This window comes from Bradyrhizobium sp., from assembly GCF_030646015.1.
Taxonomy (GTDB): Bacteria; Pseudomonadota; Alphaproteobacteria; order Rhizobiales; family Xanthobacteraceae; genus Bradyrhizobium.
Window position 1 is genome coordinate 1 of sequence record NZ_JAUSLT010000072.1, and the last position, 16,330, is coordinate 16,330.

Genomic DNA, 16,330 nt, shown 5'->3' on the forward strand with positions numbered 1-16,330 from the left:
CAAGGTGCAGGTGTCGATCAAGGCACTGGAAGTCGCCGAAGAGAAGGAAGCCATCGCGCAGTACGGCTCCTCCGATTCGGGGGCGACGCTGGGCGACATTCTCGGCACCGCGCTGAAGCAGCGCACCGACAAGTAAGCCTCGGGCCTGCTCGTTTCATCCATCGGGCCCCGGTTTCGGCCGGGGCCCTTTTTGTTTCGGTGAACCAATCATTCCTCGCGTTCGTCAAGCCCGGGCATGACGGTAGCCGGCCGTCACGGGCCTTGTTTTCTTCATATTGCATCGCAATTGATGTAATTGAGGCACGACATATTAGGGCTGTGCGGAGAATACCGTGCGGCCCCTCAACGACCGCTCGCTGGGAGAATTCTCGATGTCGCTTGATTCAGACGTGATCGTCGATCGCCGCCGGATCCGCCGCAAGCTGACGTTCTGGCGCGTGGTCTCGGCCCTGGTCGTGATCGCGGCCATCGTCACCGTTGCCGTGGTGGCGACGCCGGCCGGACGCGGCGCGTTCACGACGTCGGGCTCGATCGCGCGGGTCCATATCGACGGCCTGATCCGCAGCGACAATGACCGCGTCGAGGCGCTGGAGCGGCTGGAAAAATCCCGCGCCGCGGCCGTCGTCGTGCATATCAATTCGCCCGGCGGCACCACGGCCGGCTCCGAGCAGCTCTACGACGCGCTGGTGCGCCTGAAGGCGAAGAAGCCGGTGGTGGTCGTGGTCGAGGGACTGGCGGCATCCGGCGGCTACATCGCCGCGATTGCGGCCGATCATATCGTGGCGCAGCAAAGCTCGCTGGTAGGCTCGATCGGTGTCCTGTTCCAGTATCCGAATTTCAGCGAATTGATGAAGACCGTCGGCATCAAGGTCGAGGAGGTGAAGTCTTCGCCGTTGAAGGCCGCGCCCAACGGATTTGAGCCGACCAGTCCGGAAGCGCGCGCCGCACTGGATTCGCTGGTCAAGGATTCCTATGCCTGGTTTCGCGGCCTCGTGAAGCAACGGCGCGGCATGGACGATGCCTTGCTCGAGAAAGTCGCGGACGGGCGGATCTTCACCGGCCGCCAGTCGGTCGAACTCAAGCTGGTCGACGCGCTCGGCGACGAGAAGACCGCCATTGCCTGGCTGGTCGCCCAGAAAAACGTCAAGCCCGATTTGCCGGTGCGAGATTTCAAGCTGACGCCGCGGCTCGGCGACCTGACTTTTCTGCGAACGGCGGCTTCCATTACGCTGGACGCGCTCGGGTTGAGCGCGGTCGCGCGCCAGGTCGAGCACGCCGGCCTGGTCCGGGCCGTCGACCGCCTCAGTCTCGATGGAATGCTCGCATTGTGGCAGCCCGCGGGGGCCAATTGATCCGCTTATGTCCGGTGTCCGTGCCGTTCTCCCGCACTGCGGGTGTCGGCGCAATCCTGAATCCGGCCGCTTGTCACGCCTTTTCGCGCTGCCCAAAATCGATTTAGCGTCTTGACAGTTCAAGCTATTTTCACGGAAATGCATTTCCGCATCTTCCCGGGTCCCAATCTCGATGATCAAATCCGAACTTGTTCAGCGTATCGCCGAGCACAACCCGCACCTCTATCAGCGGGATGTCGAGAATATCGTGAACGCGATCCTCGACGAGATCGTGGCAGCCCTGGCGCGCGGCGACCGGGTCGAGCTGCGCGGTTTCGGCGCGTTCTCGGTGAAGCATCGTCCCGCCCGGGCCGGCCGCAATCCGCGCACCGGCGCGCATGTGCCGGTCGACCAGAAGAGCGTTCCGTTTTTCAAGACGGGCAAGGAAATGCGCGAGCGGCTGAACCGCGACGGCGGAGTTCCCGACACCGGCGCGTAGGCGTTTTACGCGTATCGGCGGTCAGCCCGCTGCCCCTGGCGTTCCCGTGGCGGGAGACACGAGCCGGCCCAAGCCGGCCTTCGCAACGCGAGAGATGATCATGCGAAAATTCTTCTCGGCCCTGTTGCTGATTCCGTTGGGCCTGTTCTTCGTGATCTTTGCGGTCGCCAACCGCCATCTGGTGACGGTATCGTTCGATCCGTTCAATTCCAGCTATCCGACGGTCGCGGTGACGCTGCCGCTGTTCGTGCTCATCATCGTGGTGGCGATCCTTGGCGTGATGGTCGGCGGCACGGCGACCTGGTTCCGGCAGAGCCACTGGCGGCGCTCCGCGCGCCGGCACGAGGCCGACGCCCGGGCGGCGCGGTCGGAACTGGCCGATCTGCGCGCCAATACAGCGGCCCTGCGAGGCGATCCGCAGCGCCTTCCCGCGCTGATGCAGGGCGGCGGCTATCGGTCCGGCGGGCGAGACAAGCAGGACGCGACGTTGTAGAACCCGCCCCGTCCGCTTCCTTGCCCTGGCCTGTTGCTGCCGCCCGTATCCGTGCTTTGAAACCAGTTTGCTTTGAAACCATGTCCCTGATCGTCAAAATCTGCGGCCTGTCCACGCGCGAGACGCTCGACGTCGCGCTGCAGGTCGGCGCGGACATGGTCGGATTCGTGTTCTTTCCGCCCTCGCCCCGGCACATCAGCTTCGAGACGGCACGCGACCTCGGCAAACAGGCCAAGGGCCGCGCCGTCAAGGTGGCGCTCACGGTCGATGCCGACGACGCCACGCTCGCCAATATCGTCGAGGCGCTGCAGCCGGATATTTTGCAGGTGCACGGCAAGGAGACCGTGGCGCGGCTGCGCGACATCAAGCAGGCCCTGGGATTGCCGGTCATGAAGGCGATGGCGGTTGCGACCGCAGCCGATCTTGCGCCGCTGCCGGGCTATGCCGCGGTCGCCGATCGCATCCTGTTCGATGCCCGCGCGCCGAAGGACGCCACGCGTCCGGGCGGCCTCGGCGCAGTGTTCGACTGGCATCTGCTGGAACATCTCGACCTCAAACTGCCGTTCATGGTCTCGGGCGGGCTGCATGCCGGCAATGTCGCGGAAGCCGTGCGCGTCACCCGCGCCGGCGGCGTCGATGTCTCCTCCGGCGTCGAGCGCACGCCCGGCATCAAGGACCCCGAGATGATCCGCAATTTCATTCGCGCCGCGCGCGCCACCGACCTTACTTCACCTCTCCCCGTTTACGGGGAGAGGTCGGATCGCTCTTGCGATCCGGGTGAGGGGGACTCACCGCGTTCACATCTGTCACCGAATTTGCCGAAAGAGCCCCTCACCCCAACCCTCTCCCCGCAAGGGCGGGGCGAGGGAGCAGAGGCAGCGCGACGCGCTAACAAGAGTTGATGGTCCGATGAATCCCAATCTTCCGAATTCCTTCCGCAGCGGTCCTGGCGACACCGGCCATTTCGGCAAATTCGGCGGCCGCTTCGTCGCGGAAACGCTGATGCCGCTGATCCTGGAGCTGGAAAAGGCCTACGCCGCCGCCAAGGCCGATCCGGCGTTCCACGCCGAAATGAACGGCTACCTCAAGCACTATGTCGGCCGACCGTCGCCGCTGTATTTCGCCGAACGGCTGACCGAGTATCTCGGCGGCGCCAAAATCTACTTCAAGCGCGAGGAGCTCAACCACACCGGCTCGCACAAGGTCAACAATGTGCTCGGCCAGATCATGGTGGCGCGGCGGATGGGCAAGAAGCGCATCATCGCCGAGACCGGCGCCGGCCAGCACGGCGTCGCCACCGCCACTTTGTGCGCGCGGTTCGGGCTCGAATGCATCGTCTATATGGGCGCGGTCGACGTCGCGCGTCAGGCACCCAACGTTTTCCGGATGGAAATGCTGGGCGCCAGGGTGGTCCCGGTGCAGTCGGGCACCCGCACGCTGAAGGACGCGATGAACGAGGCGCTGCGTGACTGGGTCACCAACGTGCATGATACGTTTTACTGCATCGGCACCGTCGCCGGCCCGCATCCGTATCCGATGATGGTGCGCGACTTCCAGTCGATCATCGGTGTCGAAACGCGCGCCCAGATGCAGGAAGCCGAGGGCCGGTTGCCGGACTCGCTGGTCGCCTGCATTGGCGGCGGCTCCAATGCCATCGGTTTGTTTCATCCGTTCCTCGATGACCCCAGTGTCGAGATCTTCGGCGTCGAAGCCGCGGGCCATGGCCTGACCCAGCTGCACGCGGCGTCGATCGCGGGCGGCAGGGCCGGCGTGCTGCACGGCAACCGTACCTATCTGCTGATGGACGACGACGGCCAGATCCAGGACGCGCATTCGATTTCGGCCGGGCTGGACTATCCCGGCATCGGCCCGGAGCATTCCTGGCTCTACGAAACCAAGCGCGTCACCTATCTCAGCGCCACCGACGACGAGGCGCTGGCCGCGTTCCAGCTGCTGTCGCGGCAGGAAGGCATCATCCCCGCGTTGGAAACCGCGCATGCCATCGCCAAGGTGATGGAACTGGCGCCGAAGCGGCCGAAAGATCATCTGATGGTGGTCAACCTCTCCGGCCGCGGCGACAAGGACATTCCGCAGGTGGCGGAGATCTTGGCGGGGAAGAAGATATGAGCGAGCGTCGCCGCTCTCTTCACCTCTCCCCGTTGGGGAGAGGTCGGCTGCGCAGCAGCCGGGTGAGGGGCCTTTCCGGTCACTCCGACCGAAGCGTGCTTTCGATCATTTCCAGCACACCCTCAAGATTGTCGTACACGTCGGTATTGGATACGCGGAGCACGAGAAATCCGCATGCTTCCAATACTTCGGACCGGGCTTTGTCTCGCGCCAGTTCCGCCGGCTCGCTGTGCGTAACACCGTCGACTTCGACGATCAGTTTTCCATCGAGCGTCACGAAGTCGACGATGTACCGATCGATCGAATGCTGGCGGCGAAATTTCCACCGCGCCAGCCGCCGGTTGCGCAGCGCTTGCCAAAGCTTCGCCTCGGCACTGGTTTGCGACGAGCGAAGCTTTCGGGCTCTCGCCTTGAACTTGTCCATCCCCCTCACCCGGCTGCTGCGCAGCCGACCTCTCCCCAACGGGGAGAGGTATAGCACAGCGAACGCCGCCACATGACCACCCGTATCGACGCCCGCTTCGCCGAGTTGAAAAAACAGGGCCGCTCGGCCTTTGTCACCTTCCTGATGGCCGGCGATCCCGATCCCGCGACTTCGCTCGCGATCATCAAGGCGCTGCCGCAGGCCGGCGCCGACATCATCGAGATCGGCATGCCCTTTACCGATCCGATGGCGGATGGTCCGTCGATTCAGGCGGCCGGACTGCGCGCGCTGAAGGCCGGCATGACCCTGAAGAAAACGCTGGCGATGGTCGGCGAATTCCGCAAGGGCGACACCGCCACCCCGATCGTGCTGATGGGCTACTACAATCCGATCTACATCTACGGCGTCGACAAGTTTCTCGTCGATGCGAAAGCCGCCGGGGTCGACGGCCTGATCATCGTCGACCTGCCGCCGGAGGAAGACGCCGAATTGTGCCTGCCGGCGATGAAGGCGGGACTGAATTTCATCCGGCTGGCGACGCCCACCACGGACGACAAGCGGCTGCCCGCGGTGCTCGCCAATACCTCGGGCTTTGTCTACTACGTCTCGATCACCGGCATCACCGGCAGCGCCAGCGCCGATACCGCCGTGGTCGGCGAAGCCGTCGCCCGCATCAAGCGGCATACCAAATTGCCGGTCTGCGTCGGCTTCGGCATCCGGACCCCGGAGGCCGCCCGCGGCATCGCGGAAAATGCCGATGGTGCCGTGGTCGGAACCGCGCTGGTCGATGCCCTGGCCGCCAGCCTCGATGCCGAGGGCCACGGGACGGCGAAAACCGTCACCGCAGTTGCTGACCTCGTCGCCGCCCTGGCCCAGGGGGTTCGGGGTGCCCAACAGGCCGCCGAATAAGCCACAATTGCGGGCGACATAGGCATTTGCGGCGGCTTGCCGGCGAGCGCCCGGGCCGCCATATATTCCCAAGTAATGCGTATTTGACCGCATTTCGGAGCGAAGCATGAATTGGCTCACCAACGTCGTCCGACCGAAGATCCGCAACATCCTGCGCCGCGAGACGCCGGAGAATTTGTGGATCAAGTGCCCGGATTCCGGGCAGCTGGTGTTCTACAAGGACGTCGAGGCCAACCAGTTCGTGATTCCCGGATCGAACTACCACATGCGCATGGGCGCGGTGGCGCGGCTGAAATCGGTGTTCGACAACGAGACCTGGTTCGACGTCGCGCTGCCCGAGGTGACCGCCGATCCCCTGAAATTCCGCGACGAGCGTAAATATGCCGATCGCATCAAGGATGCCCGGGCCCGGACCGGCCTGAACGACGCCATCAAGGTCGGCTACGGCAAGCTTGAGGGCGCCGGCGTCGTGATCGCGGTGCAGGATTTCGATTTCATGGGTGGCTCGCTCGGCATGGCCGCCGGCGAAGCGATCGTGCGCGGGCTCGAGCTCGCGGTCGAAAAGAAATCGCCGTTCATCGTGTTCGCCGCTTCCGGCGGCGCCCGCATGCAGGAAGGCATCCTGTCGCTGATGCAGATGCCGCGCACCACCGTGGGCGTGCAGATGCTGCGCGAGACCAAACAGCCCTATATCGTGGTGCTGACCAACCCGACCACCGGCGGCGTCACCGCCTCCTATGCCATGCTGGGCGACGTGCAGATCGCCGAGCCCGGCGCGCTGATCGGCTTTGCCGGCGCGCGCGTGATCGAGCAGACCATCCGCGAGAAATTGCCGGAAGGGTTTCAGCGCGCGGAATATCTCAAAGACCACGGCATGGTCGACATGGTGGTGCATCGCCACGATTTGCGCCCGACGCTGGCGCGGCTGTGCCGGCTGCTGACGAAAGCGCCCGCGGTGGAAACCGCCGCGAAGCCCGCAACCCCCGTCATCGAGGCCGCCCATATCGTCTCACCCGCGGACGTGACGCCGGCAGCACCCCAGGCGTGAATTCACCGGCTGCCAAACGAGATCAGCCGCTCGGCGAATTGATCGCGCGGCTGTCCGCGCTGCATCCCAACCGCATCGATCTCGGCCTGGAGCGGATGCAGCTCTTGCTGAAGCGGCTCGGACATCCCGAACGCGAGCTGCCGCCGGTGATTCATGTCGCCGGCACCAATGGCAAGGGTTCGACGATCGCCTATCTGCGCGCGATTCTGGAAGCAGCAACCCTGCGCGTTCACGTCTATACCTCGCCCTCATTGGTGCGGATCAACGAATGCTATCGTTTGGGCGCAGCCGGCGGCGGCACGCTGGTCGGCGACGAAGAATTGCGTGCGGTGCTGGAACGTTGCGAGCAGGCCAATGCGGGCGCTCCCATCACCCTTTTCGAAATTGAAACCGCGGCGGCGCTCTGCCTGTTCGCGCAGCACCCGGCCGATGTGGTGCTGCTGGAAGTCGGTCTCGGCGGGCGGCTCGACGCCACCAACGTGATCGAGTCGCCGCTCGCCACCGTGATCGCGCCGGTCAGCATGGACCACACCGAGTTTCTCGGCGACACGCTGACGACGATCGCCGGGGAAAAGGCCGCCATCATCAAGCGCCACGTGCCGGTGATTTGCGCGGAGCAATCGCCCGACGCCGCCACCATCATCGAGACGCAGGCCAAGCGCATGCACGCGCCGCTGTATAGCGCCGGGCAGGAGTGGCACGTCAGTGTCGAGCGCGGACGGCTGGTCTATCAGGACGAACGCGGGTTGATGGATCTGGCGGCGCCAAAATTGTTCGGCCGGCATCAGTTCGACAATGCCGGGCTCGCCATCGCCACGCTGCGCGCGCTGGATACATTGAACGTCGACAGCGCGGCGTTCGAGGCTGGCATTGTCAGCGCCGAATGGCCGGCGCGGATGCAGCGGCTGGCGTCGGGCGCGCTGGTGGACCAGGCGCCGCCGGGCTGCGAGGTCTGGCTCGACGGCGGCCACAATGCCGAGGGCGGGCGCGTCGTCGCCGCCGCGCTCGGCGATCTCGAGGAGCGGGTATCGCGTCCGCTGGTGGTGATAACAGGCATGATGGCCAACAAGGATGCCAAAGCGTTTCTCGCCAATTTCGCCGGCCTCACCCGCCACATCATCGCGGTGCCGATCGAAGGTCGCGACACCGCCATGTCGCCGGATCGGCTGGCGGATGCCGCCCGCGCGCTCGGCATGCGCGTGGAAACCCTTGGCAGCGTCGAAGCCGCCTTGCGTTCGCTGGCGCGGCTCGCCTATGAGGTGCCGCCGCGCATCCTGATCACGGGATCGCTGTATCTCGCGGGGCAGGTGCTGGCCGCCAACGGCACCCCGCCGGGCTAACATCCTCGTGTCCCGGACGCGGTGCAGCGCGACTTGGCGGTGCACCGCAGAGCCGGGACCCACAACAGGAATCACCATGCGCTTTGCCGCGATCGCCGATGTGCACGGAAACCATCTCGCCCTCGAAGCCGTCGTGGCCGACATCCGCGCCCAGGGCATCGACGCGATCGTTAATCTCGGCGATATGGCGAGCAGCCCGCTCGAAGCGGGAAAAACGATGGATGCGCTGATGGCGCTCGACGCCGTCCATGTGCTGGGCAATCACGATCGCTGGCTGATCGACCGGCCGCCGGAGAAGCTGGGCTCGTGGGACCGGCCCGCTTACGCGCAACTCGACAAGCAACATCTCGATTGGCTGCGGACCATCCCGCCGACACAGATCTTTCGCGACCAGGTCTTTCTCTGCCACGGCACGCCCGGCAACGACGATCTCTACTGGCTGGAGACGGTGACGCCGGACGGCTCGGTCACGTTGTCAACGCTGGAAGCCATCGAGAAGGAAGCGGAAGGAATTTCGCAGTCGCTGATTCTCTGCGCCCATACTCATATCGCGCGGGCGGTGCGGCTCGGTGACGGACGCATGGTGGTGAATCCCGGCAGCGTCGGCGTTCCCGGCTTTTCCTACAACGTGCCGTATCCGCATCTGATCGAGGCGGGCACGCCGGACGCGCGTTACGCAGTCCTCGAACTGACTGGCAGCGAGTGGCGAGTGACGTTCCGGCATGTGCCTTACGATCACGAAGCGATGGCGGCGCTGGCGCGGAAAAAGGGCTTTGCTGAATTCGCCTCCGCGCTGGCGACGGGATGGGTACGTTAGTCCCGTAGCCCGGATGGAGCGAAGCGCAATCCGGCACAAATTGCACGCTTGCGCAGTCCCCCCGGATTACGCTTCGCTCCATCCGGGCTACGGGAGTTGCCAAAGCAAGCGCTAAAAGCAAACGGCCGGCGAAGCGCCGGCCGTCGGAACCAGTGATCGCGCGAGACGGATCAGACCGCAGCGGTGATCCACTGCTGCAGCTTTGCCTTCGGCGCGGCGCCGACCTGGCGCGAGGCCATCTCGCCGCCCTTGAAGATCATCAGGGTCGGGATCGACATCACGCCGTATTTCGAGGCCGTCTTCGGGCTCTCGTCGACGTTCAGCTTCACGATCTTGACCTTGTCGCCCATCGCGCCGGAAATCTCGTCGAGCGCGGGTGCGATCATGCGGCAGGGGCCGCACCACTCGGCCCAGAAATCGACCACGACCGGCCCGGTCGCGTTGAGCACTTCGGCTTCGAAATCGGCGTCAGAAACCTTGCCAACGGCCATGGGTATACCTCGTTCGGGTTGGGGAAGACGCGGGATAAGAATCGCCCGCCAGATCATGCAATCAACCTATGAACGCGGTCTTGCCGGGTCAAGCTCGGTCATCCCCTCGGACGACGGTTGCCAGTGCCGCGTCCAGCGCAGGAGTAGAAATCTCCATTAATTCAGGGGTTTCGGTCCAGAGCAGCGCGGCGCGGACCGGCAGTTGGGGATAAAGCTTCTGCAATACCGCCCGGTAGAGCGCCAGCTGCCGGACATAGCCCGTGGGGGCCCCGGCCAGGGCCGCCGGCGGGGCATGATTCGTCTTGTAATCGACGATCAAGACCTCGGCTGCGGTCACCGCCAGCCGGTCGATCTGCCCCGAAACCAGGGCCGGCGACCGCCCCGGCCGCTCCAGCCTGCCGGCGATCGAGACCTCGGCCCGGCTGCCGGCCGCGAATACCGGCGCGAAGCGTGGATACCCGATCAACGCCAGCATCGATTCGGCGAGCGCCGCGCGGTCAGCGTCGGTCCAGTCGCCGGCGTTGCGGGCGAGATACCGCAGCGCCGCGTCGCGGCGGCCTTCGGCGACGACGTCAGGCAGGGATTGCAGCAGCCGGTGCACAAGCGTGCCGCGCAACAGCGCCCGTGCCCGCAGCTGGATTGATTCGCCTGATCTGACCGGATGGCCCTCGCTTGTGGCGGGATCGGACGGCCGCAGCAGATTGTCGGCGGATGGTTCCGCGGGCGCGGCGCCGCGCAACCATGACGGCAGCTCGGTCCGGGTGTTTGCCGCCGGCGCGGCAGCCGCGGCGGTAGGAGCCGCGACATCCTCGGGCCGCGAATAGCGCTTCACCACCAGGCCGTCGGCCGTCTCGAACTCCTGCAGCTGCAATCCGGAATTGCCGAGGCCCTTGACGATCAGGTCGTACCAGGAGAATTCGCGCACGCTCTTCATGTTGCCGGGCATGCAGCCGCCGACGATCAGGCGGTCGGCCGCCCGCGTCATCGCCACATAGAGCAGGCGGCGGTATTCGTCCTCGGTCTCTGCAAGCATCCCGGTGCGCGCAGCCGCGACCGCGGCGGGATCGTCGGCCTTCCTGCCGGCCCAGACCACGACGCCGGGCGCGTGCGGCTGCGCATTGCCGCGCGGCAGATGGATCAGCTTCAGGCGCTGGGTATCGGCCGGCGACGAGGTGGTGTCGACCAGGAACACGACCGGCGCCTCCAGCCCCTTGGCGCCGTGCACGGTCATGACGCGGACTTCGTCGCGCGAGATTTCCATGTCGCGCTTCACTTCGGTATCGGCGGCGCGCAGCCACGCCATAAAACCCTGCAGCGAGGCCGGCGCCTTGCGCTCATAGCCCAGGGCCAGTTCGAGAAATTCGTCGAGCGCGTCATTGGCCTCATGGCCGAGCCGCTTCAGGATCCGCTTGCGACCGCCATCGCCGCCGAGCAGCCATGCATAGAAGGCAAACGGCGGCTCGGCGGCAAACCGGCGCTCGCAGGCTTCGAGACGCCTCAGCGCCTCGGCGAATTTGCCGTCAGCCGCGGCGTGAAGGCTCAGTGCGTTGCGCAGCGATCCCTTGCGCGCCCGCGCCAGCGTGAACAGGTCGTCGTCATCCAGCCCGAACAGCGGGCTTTTGAGCGCCACCGCGAGCGCCAGGTCGTCCTGCGGCAGCAGCAGTGCATCGGCGAGATTCATCAGGTCGATGATAGCGATGTGCTCGGTCAATTTCAGCCGGTCGGCGCCGGCGACCGGGACATTGGCGTGTTTCAGCGCCTGGATCACGGCGTCGAAGGCGTTGCCGCGCCGCCGCACCAACACCAGCACGTCGCCGTAACGCAAGCGGCGGCGCTTGCCGGTGTGGCCGGTCATGGTGCCGCCTTCGACCAGCGACTTGATCTCGGCCTGGATGCGCTTTGAAAGTTTCACTTCCGGTGAAGTCGCCGACACCCCGTCGAACGGCGCGCGCCAGCCCTCGATGTCCTGGCGGTCGTCGGCTTCGGCCAATTCCCAGAGATCGATCAGGCTCGGCCCGGCGTCGTCGAGCGAATGATGGATCGGATAGCCGGTTTCGACCGCGTGAATGCTGCCGTAAATTTCCTGCTCGCGGAACACATGGTCGACCGATTGCAGGATCGACGGCCCGGAGCGGAACGAATAGGTGAACGAGATCGGATCGAATTTCAGTCCGGCGTCCACGAACTTCCTGTGCAGCGATCTGCGGCGGGCATCGAACTCGCGGGGTGCTGCGCCCTGGAACGAGAAGATCGACTGCTTCTCGTCGCCGACCGCGAACACCGTGCGCACGACGCCGTCGCGCGCGCCCTCGCCGGAGGTGAATTCGGAAATGATGTGGTCGACGATGTCCCATTGCCGTGGGCTGGTGTCCTGCGCCTCGTCGATCAGCACGTGGTCGACGCCGCGATCGAGCTTGTAATGCACCCAGGCGGATGCGCCGCCATTCAGCATCGCCAGCGTCTTGTCGATCAGATCGTCATAATCGAGCAGGCCGCGTTCCTGTTTCTCGCGGCGGTAGTTCGCCGCCGCCGCCGTGGCGATCTGCAGCAGTGCCTGGGTGCGGTCGCGCTGGGTCAGCGCGCGGCGCCGCTCGATCAGGGTGTGGAGCCGGCCGGCTTCGGCGTCGAACCATTGGGCGAGCTGCGGCCGGGCGTCGCAAAGTTTTTTTGTCACCACCGATTTGCGCGGCGTGCTGGCGTCGGTAAGAAACACCTCGAGATACTTGTCGACCTGCTCGATGCCGGAGAGCACCAGCGCCTGGCGCAGCCGCCCGGCCTGAGCCTGATCGGCGTTGCTGCTGACACCGAGAATGGCGGCGACCTCCTCCCACCGCGATCGCGGTAGATGCGGCCCGTCGACAATCTCGCGTTCGACACTCTCGATGGAATCGCCGGGATCGACCCCGAGCGCGTCGGACACCTGCGCCGCCGCGGCATCGGCGGAACCGGCGCCGTCGGTCCAAGCCATGAAATGGTCGCGGCTGAGACAGGCCTCGCGCACGACATCCTTGAAGGTGACGTCGGCCGCACTGGCCATCGCGACCGTCAAGGCGCGCCCGGTCGGGCTGTCGGGATCGCTGGAGGCTTCGAGCAGCACCGCGAGGTTGGCGCGCTCCATCATCGCGGTCTGGTCGCGGTCGTCGAGCACGGCGAAGCGCGCCGGCACATTGGCCTCGAACGGAAATTGCTGCAGCAGCCGGGTGCACAGCGCGTGGATGGTCTGCACCTTCAGCCCGCCCGGCGTCTCCAGCGCGGAGGCGAACAATTCGCGGGCGCGCATGCGGAGCTTCGCATCGACGCGCGCGATGCCTGCCTCGACGATCGCTTCGTCCAGCGCCCTGTCATCGAGCGTGACCCAGTGGCCGAGGGTGGAGAACACCCGCTCCGCCATGTTGGCGGCGGCGGCCTTGGTGAAGGTGATGCAGAGGATTTTTTCCGGCGGCACATTGCTGAGCAAGAGCCGGATCACCCGCTGCACCAGCACATGGGTCTTGCCCGAGCCGGCATTGGCCGAGACGAAGGCGGAAGACGCGGGGTCGGACGCGCGCGCCTGCGTCGCGCGGACGGCGTCGGGAATGGGGCGCGGCGCGGCTACCATTCCTCGATCCCCAGGCCGCCCGCGGCGGACCACTCCTTGATCCGCGCGAGATCGTCGTACGAGCCGTAGCGGTTCGCCCACATCGACAGATTGAGCGAGGTATAGGGTTGCGCTTCATTCTCGAAGGCGCGGATCAGGTTTTCCAGCTTGTTGCGGGCTTCATCGGCGGCGGCATCGGGTAGCTGCGCCTGATCGCTTTTGTTGATCTTCAACTCCAGCGGCTTCGCTTCGCCCGGCGGATTGTTGCCGCTGAGCCTGACATAACCGAGTTCGCTGACCGAGGCGCCCGCCGCAATGCCTGCAAAACCGCCCTCGCGCAGGATCGCCGCCTCCAGCGTCAGCTGCGGCGACAGCCCCATGCGAACCTGCTTGCCGGTCGGCGGTTGCCCGGTCTTGTAATCGAGAATGGCAAAACTGCCGTCACGGCGGCGTTCGATCCGGTCGGCGCGCGCCGACAGATGGAAGATGCGGGCATTGTCGAGCGGGATCGGAATTTCGCCGCGAATTTCGGCCTCGATGGCACTGACATCGCCGCGCCGCACGATTTCCCAGGCCGAGAACCATCCGGCGATCCGGTTAAACCGTGGCCACCACAGCGCGCGGGCTTCCGGCCGTTCCATCAACGGCGCAAAATATTTCTCGCCGATGCGGCGCAACTCGCGCGCGGGATCGTCGGGCAGCGCGGTGGCGTACACTTGCGTGAATTCGCCGAGCGCATCGTGGATCGCCGAACCGCGGTCGGCGGCCGACAGCGGCATGTCGACGGGGTCGAGCGGCGCAAGCTTCAGAATGTATTTGGCGTAGATCGTATAGGGGTCGCGCAGCCAGTCTTCGATCGCCGTCACCGACAGTTTCAACGGCCTGACCGCGCGCGGCGGCTTTGGCGCGGGCTGCTTGATCGGTTCGACCTTGTCGGGGCTGTCGAGCCGGTCGGCGTAGCCGACATATTTTTCGCCGGCCGCGACTGCGGCGTCCCAGCATTGCTCGCCCGCCACCGCTTCGAGCCGGTGCAGGAAACGCGACGCAACGGCGGGCGCGCCGCCAACCTTCGCGGCGTGACTGAGGATCACGTCATCGGCGCCGAGCAGCTGGGCAAAATCATGCGCGGAGAGGCCGATGCGCCGCTCCGGCAAATCGAGGCCGAGCTCGTGCCGCATCGGCCGGCTCAGCCACGGATCGATCCGAGGCTGCGGCGGCCAGACCCCTTCGACCAGCCCGCCCAGAATGATTCGGTCGGATTGCGTCAACCGCGCTTCCAGCTGGCCGTAGATGTGAAGCTGCGCCCGCGCCGATTCCGGCCGCCGCACGATGCGGTCGGCGAACGCGGTCTGGAATACTTCGGGGTAGTCGCCGAGTTCGACCATCAGGCCGCTCGGCGCCTGTCCCGCGAGCAGATCGTCGAAGGCGGCTGCAAGCGCCGAGCCTTGCGGCCCGTCGAAGGCGACCGCGACGCCATCCGGGTCGCGCGACAATTCCAGCAGGACATCGCGATGGCGTGTTGCAAGTTCGGCGAAGTCATGCGGCTTCGACGCGCCGAGGCTTTCGAGCGGAGCGAGGGCTTTTCGCAACAGTTCAACCAGCGCCTGGGCCAAATCGAGTTCTTCGTTGGTGAGTCCGGCGCGCGGCTCGGCGCGGTGCAGCGAGGACGTCTCGCCTTTGCGGAGTTTTGTCAGCTCCTGGCGAAATCGGGAGAGATCGCGGGCCAACCCGCTGCTTCCTGCTTGCGGACGCGTGCCGCGCAACAGCGCCAGCTCGAGCACCTCGATGGCACTCTTGAAAGCGCCGTGCGCGCCGCCGAGCCGGCACAGCGGATGCTTTAGCAGTGCCAGCAGCGTCGGCGGCTCCAGCCCGTTGGCCGCCGCCTCGGCGGCGAGCCTGGCGAAAATTCCCGCCGACGTGTCCGTCAGCGCGTCGCCGCCGGAATCGTCGAATTCCAGGTTCCAGCGGCCGAGCGCCGCGGCCACGCGCCGCGCCAGCGCGCGATCCGGTGTCACCAGCGCCGCCGATTTGTTCAGGTGTCGCGCCTCGCGCATCGCCACCGCGATCGCCAGCGCCTCCATCTCGGGATTGGCCGCCGCGATGACGGCGAGGCTGGTCATCCCCCGCGAAATCTTTTCCAAAACCTCCGGCTCGCCCAGCCGCCGGTGCCATTGCGCGGTCGCATTCGAGGGCCGCATCGCCTCGGAGACCAGCACGTCGCGCCCATGCGGCGCCGGGCTCCCTAAAATTTCGACGTCGCCGCGCTTGATGCCGAAGCGGTCGAGCAGCGCGTGCATCGCGAATTGCGGATGGTTCGATGCCGGATGCGCGGTGAACCTGCCATCCGTAGTCTGGACGCCGCCGATCAATTGCCAGGCATCGTCGTCGAGATCGGTATCGAGCCCCGGCAGCACTACTGCGCCCCGCGGCAGGCCGGCGACGGTCTGCAGCAGTCGTGCGGTCGACGGCATCGATCCGGTCGAACCCGCCGCGATCACCGGCCCGTCATGATGCGCGGTCAGGCGGGCGGCTTCGGCCTCGATCAACAGATCGCGTCGCGCCGCCGGCTCGATCCTGCCATGCGCGGCGAGGATATTGGGCCACGCCGTCTTGGCGATGTCGAGGAACTGCAGCGTGAGCTGCCAGTACCGGTCGAGCGCATCCGGCACCAGCCCATCGAGCGCGCTCCATTCGACCTTGCGGGTCACCATGTCGTCCATCAGCCGCGCCAGATCGTCGGCCAGCGCCAGCGTCGAGGCCGGTCCGCCGGTCACCAGCGGCGCCTGCGCCGCGTCGGCCGGCCGGATCTGCTTCGCCCATGCGGCGATCAGTTGCGCCAGCAGCAGGCGGCGCTGCAGCCCGTCCATCGCGGGGGGAATTTCCAGCGCGGCCGATCCGGGCGAGGTGGCCTGCGCGAACGCCAGCTCGTCCTCGTCGATGTCGCCAAGTGCCACGATGCGCGGCAGCACCACCGCGTCGGTCTTCAGCTCGTCGAGAAAGATTTCCCGCGCCATGCGCCCGGCGCGCAGGGTCGGCAGATACAGCGTCGCCTGCGCCAGCCTGGCCGGATCGCTGCGGGCCTCGAAGCCCTCGACCAGCCTGCCATCGACCAGAGCGGCGATGACGGTGCGCAGGAACGGCGCGGATACTGGGACGCTGAAAACGCGCATGAGCTGCCTGATTCGGGATCAGGGGGCATCATGGCATGGGCGCCTTCGGCGTGCATATCTTATTGAATATGCAGGCTTCTGTATCTGTGCATGGGGTTGTTTTC

Annotated in this window: 11 protein-coding genes and 2 pseudogenes; 9 read left to right on the top strand and 4 right to left on the bottom strand. The window is 65.9% G+C overall.

Features of this window, described 5'->3' with window-relative positions; all coding sequences use genetic code 11:
* Positions 1–371 precede the first annotated feature (371 nt).
* From sppA to trpB, 5 genes and pseudogenes are all read left to right on the top strand, one after another.
* On the top strand, positions 372–1,352 hold the full coding sequence (gene sppA, locus Q7T45_RS10440; protein ID WP_304870414.1) for a signal peptide peptidase SppA: 981 nt from the start codon (positions 372–374) through the stop codon (positions 1,350–1,352).
* 172 nt (positions 1,353–1,524) lie between these two features.
* A complete protein-coding gene (locus tag Q7T45_RS10445; RefSeq protein ID WP_304870416.1) occupies positions 1,525–1,830 on the top strand; it encodes an integration host factor subunit beta in 306 nt (101 codons plus the stop codon).
* Positions 1,831–1,930: 100 nt separating this feature from the next.
* Positions 1,931–2,323, top strand: coding sequence for a lipopolysaccharide assembly LapA domain-containing protein (locus tag Q7T45_RS10450; RefSeq protein WP_304870418.1), 393 nt, complete (start codon positions 1,931–1,933; stop codon positions 2,321–2,323).
* 80 nt (positions 2,324–2,403) lie between these two features.
* Positions 2,404–3,042 (top strand): annotated as a pseudogene (locus tag Q7T45_RS10455) (phosphoribosylanthranilate isomerase); the annotation flags it as partial.
* A 190-nt stretch (positions 3,043–3,232) separates the two neighbouring features.
* Positions 3,233–4,450 (top strand): tryptophan synthase subunit beta, encoded by a 1,218-nt coding sequence (gene trpB / locus Q7T45_RS10460; RefSeq protein ID WP_304870420.1) that lies wholly within the window; start codon positions 3,233–3,235, stop codon positions 4,448–4,450.
* A 79-nt stretch (positions 4,451–4,529) separates the two neighbouring features.
* Here the strand turns inward: trpB and Q7T45_RS10465 are convergent, their stop codons facing one another.
* Entirely contained in the window at positions 4,530–4,874 is a 345-nt protein-coding gene (locus Q7T45_RS10465) for an endonuclease domain-containing protein (protein WP_304870422.1), read from the bottom strand.
* A 72-nt stretch (positions 4,875–4,946) separates the two neighbouring features.
* Between Q7T45_RS10465 and trpA the strand changes: the two genes are divergently transcribed.
* The 4 genes from trpA (at position 4,947) to Q7T45_RS10485 (ending at position 8,988) form a co-directional block, all read left to right on the top strand.
* Positions 4,947–5,783 (top strand): tryptophan synthase subunit alpha, encoded by an 837-nt coding sequence (gene trpA, locus Q7T45_RS10470; RefSeq protein WP_304870424.1) that lies wholly within the window; start codon positions 4,947–4,949, stop codon positions 5,781–5,783.
* A 106-nt stretch (positions 5,784–5,889) separates the two neighbouring features.
* Positions 5,890–6,831, top strand: a complete 942-nt coding sequence (gene accD / locus Q7T45_RS10475; RefSeq protein ID WP_304870426.1) for an acetyl-CoA carboxylase, carboxyltransferase subunit beta — start codon at positions 5,890–5,892, stop codon at positions 6,829–6,831.
* The gene (locus Q7T45_RS10480) at positions 6,828–8,171 is read left to right on the top strand and encodes a folylpolyglutamate synthase/dihydrofolate synthase family protein (RefSeq protein ID WP_304870428.1); all 1,344 of its coding nucleotides are present in this window, start codon (positions 6,828–6,830) and stop codon (positions 8,169–8,171) included. Before accD ends, Q7T45_RS10480 begins: the two co-directional genes overlap by 4 nt.
* A 76-nt stretch (positions 8,172–8,247) precedes the next feature.
* On the top strand, positions 8,248–8,988 hold the full coding sequence (locus Q7T45_RS10485) for a metallophosphoesterase (protein WP_304870430.1): 741 nt from the start codon (positions 8,248–8,250) through the stop codon (positions 8,986–8,988).
* 170 nt (positions 8,989–9,158) lie between these two features.
* Here Q7T45_RS10485 and trxA read toward each other — a convergent pair whose 3' ends face one another.
* The 3 genes and pseudogenes from trxA to addB all read right to left on the bottom strand — a co-directional run bounded on the left by trxA (position 9,159) and on the right by addB (position 16,226).
* Positions 9,159–9,479 carry a thioredoxin gene (trxA, locus tag Q7T45_RS10490; protein ID WP_192736238.1) on the bottom strand — a complete coding sequence of 107 codons (321 nt, stop codon included), beginning with the start codon at positions 9,477–9,479 and terminating at the stop codon, positions 9,159–9,161.
* Between the two features lie 66 nt (positions 9,480–9,545).
* Positions 9,546–13,077 (bottom strand): annotated as a pseudogene (gene addA, locus Q7T45_RS10495) (double-strand break repair helicase AddA).
* The gene (gene addB / locus Q7T45_RS10500; RefSeq protein WP_304870433.1) at positions 13,071–16,226 is read right to left on the bottom strand and encodes a double-strand break repair protein AddB; all 3,156 of its coding nucleotides are present in this window, start codon (positions 16,224–16,226) and stop codon (positions 13,071–13,073) included. The pseudogene addA and the gene addB overlap by 7 nt, the downstream one beginning before the upstream one ends.
* Between the last annotated feature and the right edge of the window lie 104 nt (positions 16,227–16,330).

What these genes read in the sequence shown, in the direction of transcription:
- sppA (WP_304870414.1), top strand. Translation starts at nt 372, where the DNA reads ATGTCGCTTGATTCAGACGTGATCGTCGATCGCCGCCGGATCCGCCGC.
- Q7T45_RS10445 (WP_304870416.1), top strand. Translation starts at nt 1,525, where the DNA reads ATGATCAAATCCGAACTTGTTCAGCGTATCGCCGAGCACAACCCGCAC.
- Q7T45_RS10450 (WP_304870418.1), top strand. Translation starts at nt 1,931, where the DNA reads ATGCGAAAATTCTTCTCGGCCCTGTTGCTGATTCCGTTGGGCCTGTTC.
- trpB (WP_304870420.1), top strand. Translation starts at nt 3,233, where the DNA reads ATGAATCCCAATCTTCCGAATTCCTTCCGCAGCGGTCCTGGCGACACC.
- Q7T45_RS10465 (WP_304870422.1), bottom strand. Translation starts at nt 4,874, where the DNA reads ATGGACAAGTTCAAGGCGAGAGCCCGAAAGCTTCGCTCGTCGCAAACC.
- trpA (WP_304870424.1), top strand. Translation starts at nt 4,947, where the DNA reads ATGACCACCCGTATCGACGCCCGCTTCGCCGAGTTGAAAAAACAGGGC.
- accD (WP_304870426.1), top strand. Translation starts at nt 5,890, where the DNA reads ATGAATTGGCTCACCAACGTCGTCCGACCGAAGATCCGCAACATCCTG.
- Q7T45_RS10485 (WP_304870430.1), top strand. Translation starts at nt 8,248, where the DNA reads ATGCGCTTTGCCGCGATCGCCGATGTGCACGGAAACCATCTCGCCCTC.
- trxA (WP_192736238.1), bottom strand. Translation starts at nt 9,479, where the DNA reads ATGGCCGTTGGCAAGGTTTCTGACGCCGATTTCGAAGCCGAAGTGCTC.
- addB (WP_304870433.1), bottom strand. Translation starts at nt 16,226, where the DNA reads ATGCGCGTTTTCAGCGTCCCAGTATCCGCGCCGTTCCTGCGCACCGTC.